Origin of the sequence: Nonomuraea mesophila (genome assembly GCF_004352805.1) — a bacterium.
GTDB lineage: Bacteria > Actinomycetota > Actinomycetes > Streptosporangiales > Streptosporangiaceae > Nonomuraea > Nonomuraea longispora.
On record NZ_SMLD01000021.1, the window covers coordinates 18,592 to 37,934 of the forward strand.

Genomic DNA, 19,343 nt, shown 5'->3' on the forward strand with positions numbered 1-19,343 from the left:
GGCCGCGATGAGGATTCGCGGAATGGCCTGATGCGTGGGGTGTGTGTCCTTGCCGGTCCCTTCTGCTGCCGACATATTGGTGCCTTTGCGGCGCTGCGCGAAACGGGGGATCGGATGAGGCCACGGCTCAAGGAGCTCGCGTGGGAGCGCTCCGTGGACAAGCTGACCCTTGTCCACGATCCCCGCGACCTCCTGGTGCTCGCCGATCCGGATGGCGTGGTGGAGAAACTGCTGCTTCTGCTCAGAGAAGGCGGCCGGACCATCACCGAGTTGTCCGACGAACTGGGCCTGCCGATCGTGGACACGACCGACACGCTCAAAGCGCTCGACGAGCGGCGCCTCCTGGAGAACGGCGACCATCTCGGTGGCATGAGCGGGACGGCGGCTGAGCGCCACTCCGGCAACCTGGCCTTCTTCGAGTCGTTCGGCACGCTGGAACGCAGCCGTGAGGACCTTCAGCAGCAGTTGAGCGAGGCCCATGTGCTGGTGCTGGGAACCGGCGGGCCCAACGCCCACACGATTCCCCACCTGTGCGGGCTCGGCGTTCGGAAGCTGACGCTCCTCGACCGTGACACCGTCGAAGCACGCCACTTCTCCGGACAGTATCTTTACCGGTGGTCCGACATCGGCGCCAGGAAGGTGGAGCGCGCCGCGGACTGGGCGCGCGCCTTCGACCCGGACATGGACGTCGCCACGATCGACTCCGGTGTCGAAGGCGCCGGGCAACTGGCGGAGATCCTCGCCGATACCCGCCCCGACCTGGTGGCCTCCGGCATCGACCAGCCTCGCGAGGCCGACCTCTGGGTCAACGAGGCGTGCGTGCGGCACAACGTGCCGTACGTCCGCGGTGGGATGGGCGTGACGCAGGGGATCGTCTGGTCGGTCGCGCCAGGAATCAGCGCCTGCCGCGCCTGCATCCCGCATGACCCGTCCGATCCCGGCCATCACACCGGCCCGGACGAGCCCGCGGCAGCGCGGCTGCGGGACGTCCGACCGGGAACCCACCGGGGCATCGGCCCGGTCGCCGGGCTCCTCGGCTCGTTCGGGGCCTTCGAGATCGCACGGCATCTGACCGCGTTCGAGCCCCCGGCTTATGCCGGGCGGCCACTGACGATCGACTTCGCCGCGGGTTGCGCGACGACGCTGACCGAGTGGCCACGCGATCCCGACTGCACGGTATGCGGAGGGAAGTAACTGGAACCCGGCGCAGATGTCACCAGGTCACGGGCAAAAAGGTCACGCCTCCCGTCAGCGTCGGGCGCACTTCGAGGTCGTCGAGTTCCACGGCCAGGCGCAGGTCCGGGAGCCGCCGGGCCAGGGTCGCGAACACGATCCGCAGCTCGATGCGTGCCAGGCTGGCCCCGATGCAGAAGTGTGAGCCGTGCCCGAATCCGAGGTGTCCCTGCTCGCGGCCAGGGGCGAACCGTTCGGCCTCGGCGAAGACCTCGGGATCGCGGTTCGCGGAGTTGATCGACAGGATGACCGCGTCGCCGCGGCGGATGGTGACCCCCGCGGCCTCCACGTCGGTGTGAGCGTAGCGGAGCAGCCCGAGATCCCCGGGAGCTCCCAGCCGCATGATCTCTTCGACGCAGGCGTCGGTGCGCGCGGCGGGATCGTCGACCAGACTCCTCCACGCCTCGGGCCGGGTCAGCAGGAACAACGTCCCGAGACCGATGCGGTTGACCGTGGTCTCGTGGCCGGCGAACAGCAGCCCGACACACAGCCTGACCATCTGCTCGTAGGTGAACCCCGCATCCTCGCTCTGCGCCGCGACGAGGTCGGAGATCACGTCTTCGCCCGGCCGCGCCCGCTTGGCCTCCGCCAGGCCGGTCATGTAGGCGGCGAACTCCCCGCGCGCCGCCTGCGCATCCTGATGATCCGTCAGCCCCGCCATCCGCTCGGACAACGAGCGGAACCGTTCACTGTCCTCCTCGGGCACGCCGAGCAGCCGGCAGATCACCGCCACCGGCAACGGCAGCGCCACACCGGCGTGCAGGTCGACCACCCCGTCCGACGCCGCGTCGCGCGCCAGGACGAGGTCGTCGACATAGCCGTCGACCAGGTGCTGGACGTGTCCGGAGAGCATCCGCATCCGCTTGGCCGAGAACGCCGGCGTCAGCAACCGCCGCATGCGCGTGTGATCGGCTTCCTCTGTCTCGTAGGAGCCTGTCGGCCCGTCCTGTATCGCCGCGGCGCTGATGCGCGCGGCCTTGTCCGGCTCGGGGTGCGACCGGCCCAGGCGCTTGTCGCTCAGCAACTGCCGGACCTCGCTGTACCGCGTCACCAGCCAGGCGGGATCGCCGACCGGGGTGGTGACCGGGGTGATGGGGGCCTCGCGGCGTAGCACCTCGTACAGCGGGGAAAGCTCAAGGACGTTGGGGCGGGGGAACGGCAGGTGCGGTCGTTCAGAGGTCACGGTCATGGTTGTCTCCTAAGCCGACGGACGCCGTTACGGACCCTACCCTTTGTGGCACTTACTGCCAATAATTCGATGGGGTAGTCTCCAGGACATTCATCAGGCATCGAGGGGCGGTACCAGTGGCTTCTCAGCGCGGCGGCACGGCCAACCTCGGAGGGCGTCCACCACTCAGCGACGAGGCCCGGCGCCAACAGGGCCTGAAGATCTCCCGGGCGGCGGTCCGGCTCTTCCGGGAACAAGGGGTCGCCGGCACGTCCGGAGCTCAGATCGCCAAGGCGGCCGGCGTGTCAGAGCGCACCCTGTGGCGGTTGTTCCGCACCAAGGAAAGCTGTGTCCAGCCCCTGCTGACCAAGTCGCTCGACGCCTTCTGTGAGGTGTTACGGACCTGGCCGGCCGGCCGCGATCTCCCCGACCATCTGCGCGCCAACTACACCTTCGTGCCGGAGGACTCCCGCGCCGACATCGACGCCCTGCTCGCGGTGGTTCGCATGAGCCGCAGCGAGCCCGCCCTGCGCGCCGCATGGCTCGTCCTCCAGGAACGCGCGGAACCCACCCTGGCCGACGTCCTGTCCGGCCGTCTCGGACTGCCGCCGGACACGCCGGAGGTCCGGCTCGCCGCCGCGACCATGAACGCCGCACTGCGCCTGGTCACGGACGACTTCGCCTGGGCCACCGCCAACGGGGTCACCGCCGACGAGGTCACCCGGCACCGCAAACGCCTGGCCGACACGCTCCGCGCGTACACATCCCGCATGCTCTGACGCGGATCCTCACCACCTTCCTCGCCGGGCTGGTCACGCGGGATCGCCGTACGCCCCTGGGCGTATCCGGACGGCCTCCCCTCGACCGACGCCCGGGCCGCGTGGAGCGGCGAGGATGACGCCGTCGGGATCGGGCGCCCGCCACGGTACGGAGCTCTCCCGGCCCGGCCGCGTCGGCTCGGCCCGCCCGCGTGTCCCCGTGGCGCCGGTACCCGGTGCGGTCGCCGAGGTGATCCAGGGGCTCCGTCGTGCGGAAGGAGAGGCGTGCGCATGTGGTCTGCCGTCGCGATCTGCGCGCTCGTCGTGGTCGCCGAGGGCTACGACCTCATCGTGTACGGCGCGCTGCTGCCGTCCCTGCTGCAGGAACCGGGATGGGAGCTCACCCGGGCGAGCGCCGGCACGCTGGGCAGCGCCGCTTACGTGGGCATGCTGGTCGGTGCCTTGGCCGTCGGCAGGCGCAGCGACCTGTCCGGCCGGCGGCCGTTCGTCCTCGGGTCGGTCGCCTGGTTCACGCTCTGGACGATCGCGAGTGCCGTGGCCGCAGCGCCATGGCAGCTGGGCGCCTTCCGGCTGCTGGCCGGGATCGGCATGGGCGCGGTCTTGCCCGTCGTTCTGGCCCTGGCCAGGGAGCTGGCTCCGGCCGACCGCACCGGAGCCGTCTTCACCGTCCTCATGGCGGGCCTGCCCGCGGGTGGCATGCTCGCCTCCTTGACCGGGCTGGTCGTGCTCCCCGTCGGCGGCTGGCGCGTGATGTTCCTCATCGGCGGTGTGGCTTCGGTCGCCATCCTGGTCGTGGCCTTCCTGTGGTTACCCGACTCCGCGGACTACCGCGGCCGGGCGCCCGAGCCGATCAGTGCCTCCATGCTGTTCGCGCCGGGGCTACGGCTCAGCACGATGGTGTTCCCCCTGGCCAACCTCATGATGTTGCTCACCTGGTACGGGCTGAACACCTGGCTGACGCAGCTCATGCGCGACCTGAGCTACCCGCTCTCATCGGCGCTGCAGTTCTCCACGGTGCTCAACCTCGGCGCGCTGACCGGATCGTTCGCGCTTGCCGCGCTGACCCTGCGCTGGAGCACCAGGCGGGTCGCTGGGCTGAGCGCCCTGCTGACGGGCTTGGGCATCCTGGGTTGCGTGCTGCACCCGGGCAGCACCGTAGTGTTCCTGAGCCTGATCGCGCTCATCGGCGCCGGTGCGCACAGCGCGCTCAACCTGATCACCGCCTCGGTCGCCGACGCCTATCCGGTCGCTCTGCGCGCCACGGCCATCGGCTGGACCCACGGGGTCGGCCGCGTCGGCGCCATCATCTCTCCTTCGCTGGGAGGGTGGATCCTGGAGGCAGGGCTGGGGCCGACGATGGTGCTCGGCGCCTTCATGGTCACGGCGCTGCTGGGTTCGGTGTGCATGGGCCTGCTGAGCATGGGGCCGCACCGCTGAGCCCGGCGCTGATCGCCATCCGCCCGGCCGCCCGGGTCAGGTGTGATCACCGTCGTAGGCCGCGAGGAACACCTTCACCGCCTCGTCCGCGATGCGTTCGAGTTCGTCGACGGGTGGCTTGGCCAGGGTGCCGGCGAACATCACCTGGTTCATCGGCTTGTACATGATGAGCCCGGCGAACTGGTAGGCGGCCAGGGTCGGATCGGGGAGATCCCGCAGGACGCCGCGGTCGGCCAGCCCCTGCATCGCCTCTCCCAGGACCACCAGCGATCGGTGGAAGCCGCGCTCGAACCAGGCTCCGGACAGGTCGGGGAACCGGTCGGCCTCGGCCATGACCAGGCGGCGCAACCGGATGACGTCCGGCTGGGTGAGGATCTCGATGAAACCGCGTGCGACCTCCCGGAGGGCCTGCCGCGCGTCGGTGGCCCCGTCGAGCTGGTCGGCGGCCTGCACGAATCCGCCGACCAGTTGATCGTTGGTGCCCAGGATGATCTCGGCGAACAGGCGTTCCTTGTCCTCGAACTGCTTGTAGACGGTCTGCTTGGACACCGCGGCCCGGGCGGCCACCTGGTCCATGCTCGCTCCGAGATAGCCGTTCTGGAGGAACACTTCCGTGGCGGCCCGCAGGATCGCGCGTCGTTTTCGCGCGGTGCGGCCGATCTCCATGTCGTCCTCCGGCTGTGCGGCCGCCGGCCGGCCCATGTCCTGCTCTGCTCGCTGCTGCGGGTTCACGCCACCTACCTTGTCACCGGACTCCACGAATAGTACTAGACAGTTCCGTACTCGTGTCGGTACTGTACCGTCTAGTTCCAGCGTTTCGAAGAGGAGTAGCCATGTCGCACACCGTGGACGTGCCGGGCGCCCGGATCCACTACGACGTTCAAGGCAGCGGGCCCGTGCTCGGGGTCATCGGTCATCCCATGGACGGCAGCGGCTTCGAGGCGCTCGTCTCGGTGCTGATCGGGCACTACACCGTCGTCACGATCGATCCGAGGGGGTTCGGCCGCAGCACGATCGCCGACCGCAACCAGGATGCGATTCCCGAGGTGCTCGCCGACGACGTCAAGACGGTGCTCGACCTCGTGGGGTCAGAGCCCGCCCATCTGTTCGGCAACAGCGGCGGTGCGGTCATCGGTCTCGCGCTGGCCGCCAGGTATCCGGACCGGCTCCGCACTCTCGTCGCCCACGACCCTCCCCTGGCCGAGCTGGTGCCGGACAGGGAGCAGGCACGTGCCGCGCTCCATGACATCCATGACACCTACCTGACCGAGGGCCAGGGGGCGGCATGGGGCAAGTTCTTCGCCTTCGGCGGCTTCGATCCTCCTCCCATGCCGGAGGGCGAGCCGCAGGAGCCGTCCGAGGAAGACGTGGCTGCGGGCGAGCGCCTGTTCGGTCATGCTCTCCTGCCGATCACGCTGTACGAACCCGACATCGCCGCCCTGCGCGCGGCACCCACCCGGATCGTGGTCGGCGGCGGCAGCGCCTCTGCCGGCACCTTCCCCCAACGTGCCGCCGCCGCGCTCGCGGAACGGCTGGGCACGCCGCTGGTCGACTTCCCCGGGGACCACGGCGGCTTCGACAGCGAGCCGAAGGAGTTCGCCCAGACCCTTCACGACATCCTGAGCTAGCCGCCCATCGGCCCGGCGGGTGGTCGGTACACCACCCGGCGGCAGGTGGAGGTGCTCACTCCTATGACCGGAGGAAAAGTGACCTCGTCCTCAGCACCGCTCAGGGCGACGCGGCGGGAGTGGACAGGGCTCGTGGTGCTGGCTCTGCCGACCTTGCTGCTGGCCTTGGACACCAGCGTGTTGTACCTGGCGCTGCCGCAACTGGCGGCGGATCTCGGCGCCAGCGGCACCCAGCAGTTGTGGATCATGGACATCTACGGCTTCCTGCTCGCCGGCTTCCTGGTCACCATGGGCACACTCGGCGACCGGGTCGGCCGGCGCCGGCTGCTGCTGGCCGGCGCCGTCGTGTTCGGGGTCGCCTCCGTCCTGGCCGCCAGCTCCGGCAGCCCGGAGATGCTGATCGTCGCCCGTGCCGTGCTGGGGATCGCCGGCGCCACGCTGATGCCGTCCACCCTGGCGCTGATCAGCAACATGTTCCGCGATCCCGGGCAGCGGACGACCGCGCTGGCGGTCTGGGTCAGCTGTTTCATGGGCGGCGTCGCGATCGGCCCCGTGGTCGGCGGCGCTCTGCTGGAGAACTTCTGGTGGGGCTCGGCCTTCCTGCTGGGTGTCCCCGTGATGGTGCTCCTGGTGGTGACCGGCCCTGTGCTGCTGCCCGAATACCGTGACCCGGCCCAGGCCGGACGGCTGGACCCGTTGAGCGTGGCGCTCTCGCTCTCGGCGATCCTGCCGGTCGTCTACGGGCTGAAGGACCTGGCCGCCAACGGGCTGCGACCTGGAGCCGCGCTGGCCATGGTGGCCGGCCTGGCGCTGGGGGCGGTGTTCGTCCACCGCCAGCGCATCCTGACGGCACCGCTGCTGGACCTGCGCCTGTTCGCCAACCGGCAGGTGAGCGCCGCTCTGACTCTCTCGTTGCTGAGCGGCGCCGTCATGGGCGGTGTCTGGCTGCTGATCAACCTCTATCTCCAGACGGTCGCCGCGTTACCGCCGCTGCAGGCCGGCCTGTGGCAACTCCCCGCGGTGCTGGGGATGCTCGTCGCCGGCAACCTGGCACCGCGTCTCAGCCGCCGGTTCCGTCCGGGCGGCGTCATCACTGCCGGGATGGTCCTGTCGGCGGCAGGCTTCGCGGTGCTGACCCGGACACCCCCCGAAGACGGCATGGCGGTTCTGATCCCCTCGTTCGTCATCATCATGGTCGGTGTCGGCGTCGGGCTGCCGCTGGTGCAGGAGCTCATCATCGGCGCCGCGCCCCCCGAACGCGCCGGCTCGGCCTCGGCGCTGTCGGAAACCAGCGGCGAACTCGGCGTCGCGCTGGGCGTGGCCGTCCTCGGCAGCGTGGGCACCGCCGTCTACCGCGACCGGCTCACGCTACCGACGGCGATGCCGGCACAACTCGGCGAGAGCGCGCAGGAGGGGATCGTCGGCGCGGTGATCACCGCGCCGCGGCTACCCACAGGGACCGGCACCGAACTGCTGGACAATGCCCGGGTCGCGTTCACCTCCGGCCTCACCTCGGTGGCGGCCGTGAGCATCGTCGCCTTCGTCTCGCTCGCCATCCTCACCGCGGTGGTCCTGCGCGGGACCCGCCCCACCGGCCCCACCGGCGCGATGACCATCGATGAATCACCCGCGAACATCTCCGCCTGACCGCTCCGACCACCGCAGCAACCGAAAGGAACGACCATCATGCGCAAGGTCTTCGCCGGCCTGTTCATCTCCCTGGACGGAGTCGTGGAAGCGCCGGACCAGTGGCAGCACGACTTCGACGAAGAGATGGCCGCTGAGATGGAAGCCCAGCTCAACGCCCAGGACGCCGTCCTGCTGGGTCGCGTCACCTATCTCGACTGGGCCTCCTACTGGCCCGCCTCCACCGACGAGCCGTTCGCGAGCATCTTCAACGGCATCCGCAAGTACGTGGTCTCCAGCACCCTCAACAAGGTCGAGTGGAACAACAGTGTCCTGCTCAAGGGTGACCTTCCCGCCGCCATCGACGAGCTCAAGCGGCAGCCGGGCCAGGACATCGGCGTGGGCGGAAGCGTGAGCCTCATCCGCTCATTGCTGCGGCAGAACCTCCTCGACGAGCTCCGGCTGCTGGTGCACCCCGTGGTCGTCGGCGAGGGCCGGCGGCTCTTCGACGGCCTGCCCGCCATGCGGCTGGACCTCGCCGAGGCCAAGAACACCAGCAGCGGGGCGGTCATCCTGGTGTACCGCAAGCGCGCTGACCCTTCACCCGGCACGGCGACCGGCACGGCAACCGGCACGGCCTCCTGACCTGCGCCGCGGAGTCCTGCCGGCGCGGGTCAGAGTCTCAGGGCCGGTCGGTCCGTCTCACTTGCCGTTCAGGATCGGGCGCAGGACCTTCTCGTACGCGTTGGCGTACGTGACCATGCCCAGGTCGCTCGGGTGCGATCCGTCGACCAGTTCCTCCGCCTGCGGGAGCTGGTCGGCATCGAGGTAGCGGAGGTGCTGGACGCCGGAGGTGCGCAGGTTCCGGTACGCCGTGTGGAGGGCGGCCGCGTTCTGGGCGTTGCGATCCCGGCGGAACTGGACGAACTGGCCGTCGCCGTACCGGCGGTCCTCGACGAGCAGGATGGGGGTGTCCGGGCGCGCCTCGCGCAGGATGCGTACGAAGGGTTCGGCGCGTTCGGAGATCTGCTGCGGATTCATGTTGGGGGAGCTGTCGACCACGTAGACCGACGCCTCGAGCTCGGCCATCAGCTCGGCGATCTCGGGCTCCATCCGCGCGTTGCCGGAGAATCCGAGGTTGACGACGGGCATGTCGAAGCGGCGGCCCAGGAGCGCCGTGATGGACATGCCGGGCCGGGACGCCACGCCGCCCTGCATGATCGAGCTGCCGTAGAAGACGGCGGGTGCGGCGGTGCGCGGGGCGACCCCGGTGAACGAGGAGCCGGCCTCGACGCCGATCTCCAGCCGCTGCGGGCTGTTGTACAGCGGGAGGTAGGCGGTGTAGAGACGCTCTCCGGGGTCGACCGCGAGGCCCATCTGCTGGTCGATGTCCTGCGCCGCCGGGTGCGTGTTGGCCAGCCAGGCGTCCTGCCCGGCTTCGGTACGCGCGTACAGGTCCACGCCGCTGTGGCCGATGGCCGGCATGTGGTACATCGCGGTGGTGGCCAGGTTGAGCCGGTAGCGGGCGCGGAAGGTCGTCGAGTCGGTCACGAACCGGGTCAGGAGCCCGGAGGAGTTCCGGCTCCGCACCCAGACCTCGGGGGTCACGACCGCTTCGGCCCTGGCGGGCAGCCGGTCGTAGGGGGCCGCCGTGTCGGACCAGCCCTTGCCCTCGACACCCCAGTGGGTCACGTCGTACCAGGCGATGTCGCCCTCGACGGCAGGCGTCACCTCGACGAACTCCGTGGGCCACGTCGCCCCCGGTCGCGGGGTGGCGTGGGCCGGCGCGGGTAACAGGCCGGGCATCGCCAGGGCGGCTCCGCCGGCGCCGGCGAGTCCGAACAGGTGGCGGCGGTTGACCATCGGGTTTCCCACTGGTGCTCCCTTGTCGTTCGATGGTTCTCAGGGCTCAGGCCGAACGGAAGAAGGCGCGGATCGAGGCAGGGTGGTCATGCGTCGGCCCTGATGCGACGATGATCGGACCCGGCCTGACGGTCGCGGCCAGCCGTGGGACGGAGGAAGTGGCGGCGCGTCGGCGCTCCGCCATGGTTCACCGGGAGGTCAGTTGACTACTCGGTGACTGTATGAGCCGGTATACAAGTCGTCAATACCAATTCGTGGCCATGGCGTAAAATGCGGGAGAGAAGCGCGGGTGCCGCCGTGAAGGGCTGGAGGAGGTGGACGTGGGCGACGCAGACGCTCCTCGCGGGCGCAAGCACAACATGGTCCGGGAGCGGATCATGAGCCTGCTCGAGGACCTCAACGTGGGCGATCCGATCCCGCCGGAGCGGGTGCTGGAAGAGGACTGCGGGGTCTCCAGGCTCACGGTGCGCCGCGCCGTCGACGACCTGGTCAGGGACGGTCATCTCATCCGCAGGCAGGGCAGCGGGACCTACGTGGCGCGGCCCACCATCATGCAGTCGCCGGCGGCGTCGTCGTTCTCGATGGGCCTGCGCAGCCGAGGGATCACGCCGTCGACCCGCGTCGTCGGGGTGGAGCGCTCGGATGCGGGCGTCCGCCTGAGCTGGCGGCTCCAGATCGCGCCCTCCGACGCGATCGTGACCGTACGACGGCTGCGGCTGGCCGACGGCGATCCGATCGCGATCGCCACCACGACGTTGCCGGACGCCCTGGTCCCCGGCCTGCCCGCCGAAGAGCTGGAGGAGAAATCCCTCTACCGGCTGCTGTCCGACCGGTACGGGCTCAAGGTGGCCTCGGGGACCCAGACGATCGAGCCGACGGTGCTCAGCCCGGAGGAGTCCACGGTGCTCGACGCGCCGCCCTACTCTCCCGCGTTCCTGTTCAGGACCGCGACCCGCACGTCGGACGGCGTTCCCATCGAGTTCACCCGGACGTTGTTCAGGGGCGACCGGTACATGATCACATCGGAGCTGGACCTGACGGCCTCCCCGGAGGAGGACCTGGGGCACCCCCGTGGGGTGACGCACCCCGCGACGTCCCTGGGCTGACGACCGCCCTCCGGCGCCGGGCAATTGGTGTACAAGAGGTATTGACAGCAAGCACCTCAGATATAACCATTTCGTGCATCGTGACCTTGCGCTCCTCTCTTGCGGGCGTACCGATCCCGAAGGCGGTCACTCATGCGCACACTCCTGTTACGCGCCGCCGCAGGCGCGCTCTCCCTCGCACTCCTCATGCTCGGGCCGGTGGCCTGCGGATCCGGCGGCGACGATGACACCGCGTCCGCGTCCGGCGGCCCGGTGACGTGGTACACGCCGATGCCCGAGGAGCCCGCCCGACGGCTGGCCGAGGCGTACGAGGCCGAATCGGGGACCGAGGTCGAGGTGCTGCGGCAGAGCGCCGGCGAACTGCTGGCGAGGCTGAAGGCCGAGGCCGGCCGTCCGGCGGCCGACGTGATCGGCCTGGCCAGCGGGGATGCCGGCCCGCTGGCGAAACAGAAGCTGATCCGGTCCTACAAGCCCACCGTCGCGGGCGTCGACCAGCGGTTCGTCGATCCGGACGGCTACTGGCACGCCAACGAACTGATCCTGATGACCGTCGGCGTCAACGCCGACCGGTGGAAGGAGGAGACCGGCGGGGCCCCGCTCCCGACGACGTGGGACGAACTGCTCCGCCCGGACCTGAAGGGCCAGCTCGTCATGCCGAACCCGACGCTGTCGGGGACCGGATACACGTTCGTGGCGACGCAGTTCTTCCGCCACGGGGACGACGCGGCCGCGTGGAAGTTCCTCGACTCCTTCCACCAGCTGGTCGGCCAGTACACCGACAGCGGGGGAGCACCGTCCCAACTGGTCGCCACCGGCGAGTACGCGGCCGGCGTGTCCTTCGCCCACGACCTGCTCAACGTGCGCGGGGCCGGGTTCCCCATCGAACTCGTCTACCCCAAGCCCACCGGCGTCGTCATCTCCGGCAACGCGCTCGTCGAGGGGTCGCCGAATCCCCAGGGAGCCGAGAAGTTCGTCCAGTGGCTCCAGGGCAGGAAGGCGTCCCAGATGATCGTCGACCTGGTCCACTCCTATCCCGTGCGGAACGACGTCGACCTCCCCGACGGTGCGCAGGGCCTGGCCGAGCTCGACCTCGTGGACTACGACCCGGTGCGCGCCGGCGAGATGCGCGACGCGGTGTCGAAGGAGTTCGCCAAGCGGTACGGGGTCTGATGGCCGTGCCCTCGACCCAGCGCGCCGTCCGGGAACGGCGGACCGGGCAGGAGCCGGCCCCCGGGACCCGGCCGGACTGGCAGCGGCGCAGCCGCAGGCGCCTCCTGGCCGACCGGATCACGGTCGGCACTCTCGCGGTCTACGTCGGCGGCCTGCTCGTCCTCCTGGTGCTGGTGCCGACGGTGGCCATGCTGTTCGAGCCCGACGGCGAGGCGTGGAGCAGGCTGGCCGAGCCGCGCGTGGCGACGGCGGCGAAGAACACCCTCGTCATCGGCGCGGCCTCGACGCTGAGCGCCACCGTGGTCGGCTTCCTGTTCGCCTACGCCCTCAGCCGGCCCGATCTCAGGGGCCGGGCCGTGCTGAGGGTGATGGCGCTCCTCCCGCTGATCTCGCCGCCGTTCGTCGTCGGTCTCGCGGTGCTGCTGCTGTTCGGGCGGCGGGGCCTGATCACGCACGAGCTGCTGGGACTGGACGTCAGCCTGCTGGGCCTCGGCGGTCTCTGGCTCGTCCAGACGCTCGCCTTCTTCCCCATGGCCACGCTGACCCTGCTGCCCACGCTGAAGAACATCGGCTCCACCCTGGAGTGGGCCGGCCGGGACCTCGGATGGACGTGGTTCCAGACCTTCCGCCGGGTCACGCTGCCCCTGGCGTTCCCCACCGTCCTGAACGCGCTGCTGCTCGTCGGCATGTTCGTCATCACCGACTTCGGCAACCCCGTCCTCATCGGCGCCGGGTACCAGGTGCTCTCGGTCGAGGCGTACGTGCAGGCCGTGGGCCGCCAGGACTTCGGCATGGCGGCGCTGCTGTGCGTGCTGCTGTTCGTACCGACGCTGATCCTCTTCCTGATCCAGCGCCGGGTCCTGGCGCGGCGCTCCACGGTCACCGTGTCGGGGAAGACCGGGAGCCTGCCTCCGGCGCCGCTGCCCCCGATGGTGCGGCGAGGGCTTCTCACCGTCCTGGGCATGGTCAGCGTGCTGATGATCCTCATCTACGGGAGCATCCTGGCCGGCTCGTTCACCCGGGCGTGGGGCGCGGACTGGAGCCTCACGCTGGACCACTGGCGTACGGCGCTCCTCCGCGGGGACGACATCCGCAACTCGGCGCTGTTCTCCGCCACGGCGGCGGTCATCACGACGATCAGCACCCTGGTCGCCGCGTACGTCGTGCACCGCACGAAGGTCGTCGGCCGCGGGGTGATGGACGGGCTCGCGGTGCTGCCGTCGGCGATCCCGGGGACGATGATCGGCATCTCGTGGCTGCTGACGTTCAACGAGGCGCCGCTCGCGCTGACCGGCACCGCGTTGATCCTGGTGCTGGTCATGGTGGTCCGGGCCATCCCGGTCGGCTACCGGACCGCCGTGACCACGATCAACCAGATCAGCCCGTCGATCGACGAGGCCGCCACCGACCTCGGCGCCTCGCGGGCCCGGGTCATCGTTCAGATCATGTTCCCCCTGCTGGGGGGCGCGTTCACCACGTCGCTCGTGTTCGGGTTCCTCCACGCGATCAACACGCTGAGTGCCGTGATCTTCCTGACGTCGCCGGGCATCGGCCTGGGCGCCCCCACCATCGTCAACCTCGCCGAGTTCGGCCAGTGGGGCGCCGCGACCGGCGTCGCGGCCGGCCTGATGGTGGTCAGCTTCGCCGGGCTCGCCGTCGCGAAGCTCGCCCTCGGCTCCCGGCTGCGGCTCTACGACCTGTGACACCTGCTGAGGGAGATTCCATGATCGAACTGAAGGCGTTGTGCAAGTCGTTCGACGGGGTGCCGGCCGTCCGCGACCTCGACCTCGTCGTCGGCCGCGGCGAGTTCCTCTGCCTCCTCGGCTCCAGCGGGTGCGGCAAGAGCACCACGCTGCGGATGATCGCCGGATTCGTCCGGCCCGACAGCGGGACCGTGCTCATCGACGGCGTGGACGTGTCCGGCTTCGGGCCTGACGCGCGGCCGACGTCCATGGTGTTCCAGGACTACGCGATCTTTCCGCACCTCACCGTCGCGGAGAACATCGAGTTCGGGTTGAAGGCGCAGAAACTCCCCAGGGACGAGCGGGCACGACGCACCGAGGAGGCGCTCGAACTCGTCGGCCTCACGGGCCTGGGCGGCCGGCGGCCGAACGAGCTGTCCGGCGGGCAGCAGCAGCGCGTCGCCGTCGCCCGCTCGCTGGCGATCCGGCCGTCGGTGCTGCTCATGGACGAGCCGCTGTCCAACCTCGACGCGAAGACCCGCATCCAGTTGCGCACCCAGCTGCGCGAGATCCAGCGCGACACCGGGACCACGATCGTCTACGTCACCCACGACCAGGAGGAGGCGCTGGCCCTCGGCGACCGGATCGCCGTCATGAGGGACGGCTCGCTCGAACAGCTCGGCAGCGGTCACGAAATTTATCTGGCCCCGGCCAACGGATACGTCGCCGACTTCGTCGGCATCACGAACTGGCTGGTGGGGGAGTTCGCGGGCGAGTCAGCCGAGTCGTGGGAGGTCAACGTCGCCGGAGCGGCACTTCCCGCGACGCCCGCGAGCGCGTCGCCTCCCGTCTCTCCCGGCTCGCTCGTGGATGTGTCGGTACGCCCCGAGGACGTGTCCCTCGCCGAGGACTCCTCCGACGAGGGGGCGCTGCGCGGCGTCGTCCGCGACGTGCAGTTCCTCGGCCCGGTCGTCCGCACCTACGTGGACGTCGAAGGCACGGTCGTGATCGTGCACTCGGCTCAGAGCGGCCGGTCGCCCGGGGCGAAGGTGCGGCTGAGCATCGGGAAGGGCGCGGCGCGGGCGTTCCCCCGGACCGAGGGGACCTGGCGCCCACCCGGGGCCCGGCCCGAGAGCGCCGTCGCGACCGCGGCGAGCTGACGGCATGCGCACCGCACACGGAGAGGCGGAACTGCGCGAGCTGCTCGTCGAGCGGAGCCTGACCGGCGGCATCAGGACCACCCGCCGGCAGTCGCTGGCGTACGCCCGCAAGATGCTCGAAGGAGACCCGGACAACACCTTCGGGCTGCAGGACTGGCGTACGGCGACCCTCGACGAGGTCGTGACCGCCGTCGAGGCCGGCATCGGCGACCGCATCACGCACGGCGATCCCGGCCTGGGGTACATCGCGCCGGAGCACACGCTGGCCGGCGTCCGGGCCCATGCCGACGCCCTGGCTCCCTTCCTGCGCGACGGCGGCGCGGCGGTGCTGCTGGCGACCGGGCACCCGACCGGGCTGCTCGACCACTACGCCGAGCTGGCGGGCGCCCTGCGCAACGCGGGCAACCGGATCGTCCGCGTCCTCGACGACCACCGTCTCGACCTCGCCGTCGGCGCCCACTCCGCCGGTGAGACGGGGATCCGGTTCTTCGGCGGGGTCGCGTGCGCCTTCCACGACGAGGCGATCCTCCACACCCACCGGCCCGACTACATGGAAGCCATGATCGCCGCGGCGACCGGTGACGGCGTACGGATCGATCTCGTCATCGCCGACCACGGCATGGCCGGCGCGGCGATCGCCGCCGGCCTGAACACCCTGTCGATAGCCGACGCCAACGACATCGCCCTGTTCCTGGCGCGGTCCCGGGGACGGAACGAACCCGTGCTGCCGATCGAGGACAACTTCACGCCCGCCGAGTTCGCCCCGGTGACCGCGTTCATGCTGCGGCGCGCGGTCGGCACTGCTGTTTGAGGAGGATGGTCATGTCTCGTCACGGTTTGATGCGATGGAGAGTCCCCTCCGCCCTGTTATCGGCGGCTCTCGCCCTCGTCCTGACGGGCCCGGTGCACACCGAGGCGCCCGCCGTCGCGGCCACGCCCGGCTCGCCGCAGACCACCGGCCGCACCGAGACGTACCGCGAGACCCGGCCGGTCGCTCCCGGGGTCGAGCTGAGCACGGTCGAGCTGCACGGGCCCGACGGTGCCACCGGAGAGCCGGGCTGGCTGCAGACGTACCAGATGTCCGTGGACCTGACGTCCGGCGTGCAGATCGGCCGGCTCTTCCCCGGCCAGGTCGCCGCGCGACGTCCGCTGCTCGACCTGGCGCGGGACGCGGGCGCCGTCGCCGCGGTGAACGCCGACTACTTCGACATCAACGGCTCCGGCGCGCCGTGGGGCGTGGCCGTCCAGGACGGCGAGCTCCTGCAGTCGCCGCTGCCCAACACGAAGGCGACGCAGACGGACCAGACGGCGGTGATGTTCTCCGAAGACCAGGTGGGCGCCATCGGCGAGATCGTCTTCGAGGGGACCATCGCGCTGCCCGGCGGCCGCACGGCCTCCCTGGACGCGCTGAACAAGGCGGAACTGCTCAAGGACCAGATCGGCATGTTCACCCCGGTATGGGGCACGTACTGCCGCTGCCATCCGGTCAAGGGCGTCGAGCAGACCATCGAGGTGGTCGTACGCGACGGCGTCGTGGCCGAGGTGGCCGGCGTCCCGCGCGAGGGCCCGATCGCCGAGGGCACGTTCGTGCTGGTGGGCCGGGAGGCCGGTGCCGAGGCGCTGTCCTCGTTGCGGGCCGGCGACCCGGTCTCCGTCGACTACGGCATACGCGCTCCGGGCGACATGAAGGTGAAGGCGGCCATGAGCGGGCGTCAGCTCCTCGTCGCGGACGGCGAGCCGCTCGAACTCCCGGCGGAGAACAACACGCCGGAGCCGCGCACCGCCGTCGGCTTCTCCGCGGACGGGACCAGGATGTGGCTGGTCGCGGTGGACGGCCGGCAACCCGAGTTCTCCCGTGGCATCGGGTTGAACGAGCTGGCGCGGATGATGGCCGACCTGGGCGCGCACAGCGCGCTCAACCTGGACGGCGGGGGCTCGACGACGCTCGTCGCGCGCGACCCCGGCAGGAAGGACGCCGAGCTCGTCAACCGGCCGTCCGACGCCGCAGGCACCCGTCCGGTGCCGACCGGGCTGGCCATGTTCCTGCCCGAGGGCAGCGGCAGGGCCACGGGCTTCTGGGTGAGCACGGCGACGGAACGCGACCGGTTCCCGGGTCCGGACCCGGCCGCGTCATGGCGTACCGAGCGGGTCTTCCCCGGGCTGACCCGCCGGCTGCGGGCGGACGCGTTCGACGAGACGTACGGGCCCGCCGTTCTGCCCGGCAAGGCCGGGCCACGGTGGCGGGTCGCGGACGACCGGATCGGCCGGGTGGACCGCGACGGCGTGTTCCGCGCGCTGGCGCCGGGCGGCACCACCGTGACGGCCAAGCGGGGCAGGGCCACCGGGGACATCGAGGTGACGGTGCTGGGCGAGCTGGCCCGGCTGGACACCGGCTCCGGCCGGCTCAACCTCCTCGAGAAGGGGGCCAAGGGCACCTTCGAGGTCGACGGCGCGGACTCCGCCGGGTACGCGGCCCCCATCGATCCCGCCGACGTCACCCTCGCCTATGACGAGGCAGCGCTGGACGTGACCGCCGACGAGACCGGCGCGTTCACCGTCACCGCCCGTGCCGGCGACGGTGAGCACGTCGTCACGGTGTCCGCCGGCGGCGTGACGAGCGAGCTGATCGTGGGCATCGGGACGTCCCAGGGCGTGGTGGACACCTTCGACGACACCTCGAACTGGGACTTCTGGAGCCTGCGCGCGACCGGAACCGTCTCGTCCACCCCGGACGGCCACGCCGGCAACGGGCTGAAGCTGGACTACGACTTCACCCAGAGCACCGAGACGCGCGGCGTCGGCGTCTGGCCGGCCGCCGGCCTCCTTCCGGTGGCCGGCGAACCGACGGCGTTCAAGCTCTGGGTGAAGGCGGAAGGACACGTCCACCGGACGCGCCTGGAGGTCGTCGACCGCAACGGGACCCTGCACACGATCGAGCCCGCGTTCCTCACCGAACCGGGCTGGCAGCAGGTCACCTATGACGTGCCGGACGCCATGGCCTATCCGGTGAGCCTGCGCCGGATCTTCTTCAACGAACTCGACCCGGACGCCGGCTACGTCGGCACCCTGGTCCTCGACGAACTGACCGCCGTGGTCGCGAACTGACCCTCCCGGACATGGGCCGGGGGCCCATGTCCGTGGTTCACCGATATACCTCGCGCGGCGAAACTCAGGAAATCCCGGAAATTGAGCCCGAGGTCTGTTCGCCCCGGGGACGACGACGGCGCGGGTGCGCCCTCGGTGCGCCCAGGCCTCGCCGACGCGGCTGAGCGGATAGGCGGTGTACGGCGCGTCGAAGGTGCCGTCGGCGAACCGGGTGATCATGTCGGGGAACCCGGCGATCATCTCGGCCTTGGAGACCGAGCCCATCCCGCTGCCGCTGATCCGGATCCGCCGGCTGCGGAGAAGCGCCGCGGGCAGCGCCGCCTCGGTGCCTGCGAGAGAACCGATCTGCACGTAGGAGGTCGCCTCGCCGTCGCCGCCTGGGCGGGTGCTTCCCAGTGCGGCGAAGGCGGCCTCGGCCACGGGGCCCCACACGAAGTCGAGAATGAGCCAGGCATCGTGCCCGGCGAGAGAGTAGCGGCCGGGGTCGGCCGACTGGCCGCGTTCCTGCTCCTCGATCACGAAGCCGGGGCGAAGGCGCCGACCTGGTCAAGGCCGCCGGGCACCTCCGCGACGACGGCGACCGGAGGTTCGAACGGCAGCTCGGTGTCGTTCTCGACGGGCTCTCGGCCCGGTTGCGCTGACGCGGGCCGGCGTTCGAAGGCTCCGGCGAGAACGAGCCGCGGGGCGGTGCCGGTCCTCGCCCTCCGGCGACCTCAGCGGCCCGGCCGGTCACCCGCCGGGGAGGCGGCGAGCCGGCGCGCGACCTCGACCACCGTGTCGCGGCGGCGGGCCAGGGCGGCCCGGTCGCTCTCCTCGTCCAGGATGGCGCGGCACATCCCCGGTACGGCGAAGTTCCAGGCGATCAGCCCCATGATCGTGCACAGCAGGTCCTGGGCGGCGCGGATGCGCTCCTCCTCGGGAAGGTGGGTGACCACGCCTCCTTCCACCAGGTGGTGCACCTTCTGGCGGAAACCGTCACGGCGCTCCTGCTCGCTCTCGTCGCATATTCCCGACACCTCGAGCGACTCCCACAGCAGCAGCCTGATCAGCTCCGGGTGTTCCTGATACCAGTCGAATATCTGCCCGACCGACTCGGCCACCGCGTCGGGGGCGATGGAGGCGGAGCCGCCGACCTCCTGCAGCTTCGCCCGCAGGACGGCGGCGAACAACTTCTCCTTGCTCCCGTAGTAGAGGTAGATGGCCTGTTTGTTGGCGCAGGCGTTCGTCGCGATCCGGTCGACCCGGGCCCCCGCCAGGCCGTGCAGCGCGAACTCGGTGGTGGCGGCGTCGAAGATCCGCCGCTTGGTGTCCTCCGCGTCGTAGGCCATGAAGAAATTAAACCATCCGGTTGACTTCCTGTGGCCCCGGCGGGAGGATCAGTAAAAC

Annotated in this window: 17 protein-coding genes; 13 read left to right on the forward strand and 4 right to left on the reverse strand. The window is 70.5% G+C overall.

Annotated elements, in window-relative coordinates; all coding sequences use genetic code 11:
- The first annotated feature begins 114 nt into the window (after positions 1–114).
- On the forward strand, positions 115–1,194 hold the full coding sequence (locus tag E1295_RS11035) for a HesA/MoeB/ThiF family protein (RefSeq protein WP_132630151.1): 1,080 nt from the start codon (positions 115–117) through the stop codon (positions 1,192–1,194).
- A gap of 19 nt (positions 1,195–1,213) precedes the next feature.
- On the opposite strand, the gene E1295_RS11040 is transcribed toward E1295_RS11035, so the two are convergent.
- On the reverse strand, positions 1,214–2,422 hold the full coding sequence (locus E1295_RS11040) for a cytochrome P450 (protein ID WP_132630152.1): 1,209 nt from the start codon (positions 2,420–2,422) through the stop codon (positions 1,214–1,216).
- 116 nt (positions 2,423–2,538) lie between these two features.
- Here E1295_RS11040 and E1295_RS11045 point away from each other — a divergent pair, with 116 nt between their 5' ends.
- Both E1295_RS11045 and E1295_RS11050 read left to right on the forward strand, forming a co-directional pair.
- Positions 2,539–3,180 (forward strand): TetR/AcrR family transcriptional regulator, encoded by a 642-nt coding sequence (locus E1295_RS11045; RefSeq protein ID WP_132630153.1) that lies wholly within the window; start codon positions 2,539–2,541, stop codon positions 3,178–3,180.
- Positions 3,181–3,450: 270 nt separating this feature from the next.
- Positions 3,451–4,617: an MFS transporter gene (locus E1295_RS11050; protein WP_246079979.1), complete on the forward strand. Its 1,167-nt coding sequence runs from the start codon at positions 3,451–3,453 to the stop codon at positions 4,615–4,617.
- Positions 4,618–4,653: 36 nt separating this feature from the next.
- Here the strand turns inward: E1295_RS11050 and E1295_RS11055 are convergent, their stop codons facing one another.
- Positions 4,654–5,349: a TetR/AcrR family transcriptional regulator gene (locus E1295_RS11055; RefSeq protein ID WP_220448650.1), complete on the reverse strand. Its 696-nt coding sequence runs from the start codon at positions 5,347–5,349 to the stop codon at positions 4,654–4,656.
- Between the two features lie 101 nt (positions 5,350–5,450).
- Between E1295_RS11055 and E1295_RS11060 the strand changes: the two genes are divergently transcribed.
- From E1295_RS11060 to E1295_RS11070, 3 genes are all read left to right on the forward strand, one after another.
- The gene (locus tag E1295_RS11060) at positions 5,451–6,245 is read left to right on the forward strand and encodes an alpha/beta hydrolase (protein ID WP_132630155.1); all 795 of its coding nucleotides are present in this window, start codon (positions 5,451–5,453) and stop codon (positions 6,243–6,245) included.
- Positions 6,246–6,308: 63 nt separating this feature from the next.
- Positions 6,309–7,892: an MFS transporter gene (locus tag E1295_RS11065; RefSeq protein ID WP_132630156.1), complete on the forward strand. Its 1,584-nt coding sequence runs from the start codon at positions 6,309–6,311 to the stop codon at positions 7,890–7,892.
- 39 nt (positions 7,893–7,931) lie between these two features.
- Positions 7,932–8,516 (forward strand): dihydrofolate reductase family protein, encoded by a 585-nt coding sequence (locus tag E1295_RS11070; RefSeq protein WP_132630157.1) that lies wholly within the window; start codon positions 7,932–7,934, stop codon positions 8,514–8,516.
- Between the two features lie 57 nt (positions 8,517–8,573).
- Here the strand turns inward: E1295_RS11070 and E1295_RS11075 are convergent, their stop codons facing one another.
- Entirely contained in the window at positions 8,574–9,746 is a 1,173-nt protein-coding gene (locus E1295_RS11075) for an SGNH/GDSL hydrolase family protein (protein ID WP_132630158.1), read from the reverse strand.
- 308 nt (positions 9,747–10,054) lie between these two features.
- Between E1295_RS11075 and E1295_RS11080 the strand changes: the two genes are divergently transcribed.
- The 7 genes from E1295_RS11080 (at position 10,055) to E1295_RS48625 (ending at position 18,312) form a co-directional block, all read left to right on the forward strand.
- Positions 10,055–10,840 (forward strand): GntR family transcriptional regulator, encoded by a 786-nt coding sequence (locus E1295_RS11080; RefSeq protein WP_132630159.1) that lies wholly within the window; start codon positions 10,055–10,057, stop codon positions 10,838–10,840.
- Positions 10,841–10,972: 132 nt separating this feature from the next.
- Positions 10,973–12,010: an extracellular solute-binding protein gene (locus tag E1295_RS11085; RefSeq protein WP_132630160.1), complete on the forward strand. Its 1,038-nt coding sequence runs from the start codon at positions 10,973–10,975 to the stop codon at positions 12,008–12,010.
- A complete protein-coding gene (locus tag E1295_RS11090; protein WP_132630161.1) occupies positions 12,010–13,713 on the forward strand; it encodes an ABC transporter permease in 1,704 nt (567 codons plus the stop codon). Before E1295_RS11085 ends, E1295_RS11090 begins: the two co-directional genes overlap by 1 nt.
- Positions 13,714–13,733: 20 nt before the next feature.
- Positions 13,734–14,852: an ABC transporter ATP-binding protein gene (locus tag E1295_RS11095; protein ID WP_132630162.1), complete on the forward strand. Its 1,119-nt coding sequence runs from the start codon at positions 13,734–13,736 to the stop codon at positions 14,850–14,852.
- A gap of 4 nt (positions 14,853–14,856) precedes the next feature.
- Complete coding sequence (locus tag E1295_RS11100) at positions 14,857–15,663, forward strand: phosphatase (RefSeq protein WP_132630163.1); 807 nt, start codon at positions 14,857–14,859, stop codon at positions 15,661–15,663.
- A gap of 29 nt (positions 15,664–15,692) precedes the next feature.
- Positions 15,693–17,957 carry a phosphodiester glycosidase family protein gene (locus E1295_RS11105; protein ID WP_166427173.1) on the forward strand — a complete coding sequence of 755 codons (2,265 nt, stop codon included), beginning with the start codon at positions 15,693–15,695 and terminating at the stop codon, positions 17,955–17,957.
- A 175-nt stretch (positions 17,958–18,132) separates the two neighbouring features.
- A complete protein-coding gene (locus E1295_RS48625) occupies positions 18,133–18,312 on the forward strand; it encodes a hypothetical protein (protein ID WP_166427174.1) in 180 nt (59 codons plus the stop codon).
- A 358-nt stretch (positions 18,313–18,670) separates the two neighbouring features.
- Here E1295_RS48625 and E1295_RS11120 read toward each other — a convergent pair whose 3' ends face one another.
- Positions 18,671–19,285 carry a TetR/AcrR family transcriptional regulator gene (locus tag E1295_RS11120; RefSeq protein ID WP_132630165.1) on the reverse strand — a complete coding sequence of 205 codons (615 nt, stop codon included), beginning with the start codon at positions 19,283–19,285 and terminating at the stop codon, positions 18,671–18,673.
- Positions 19,286–19,343 lie beyond the last annotated feature (58 nt).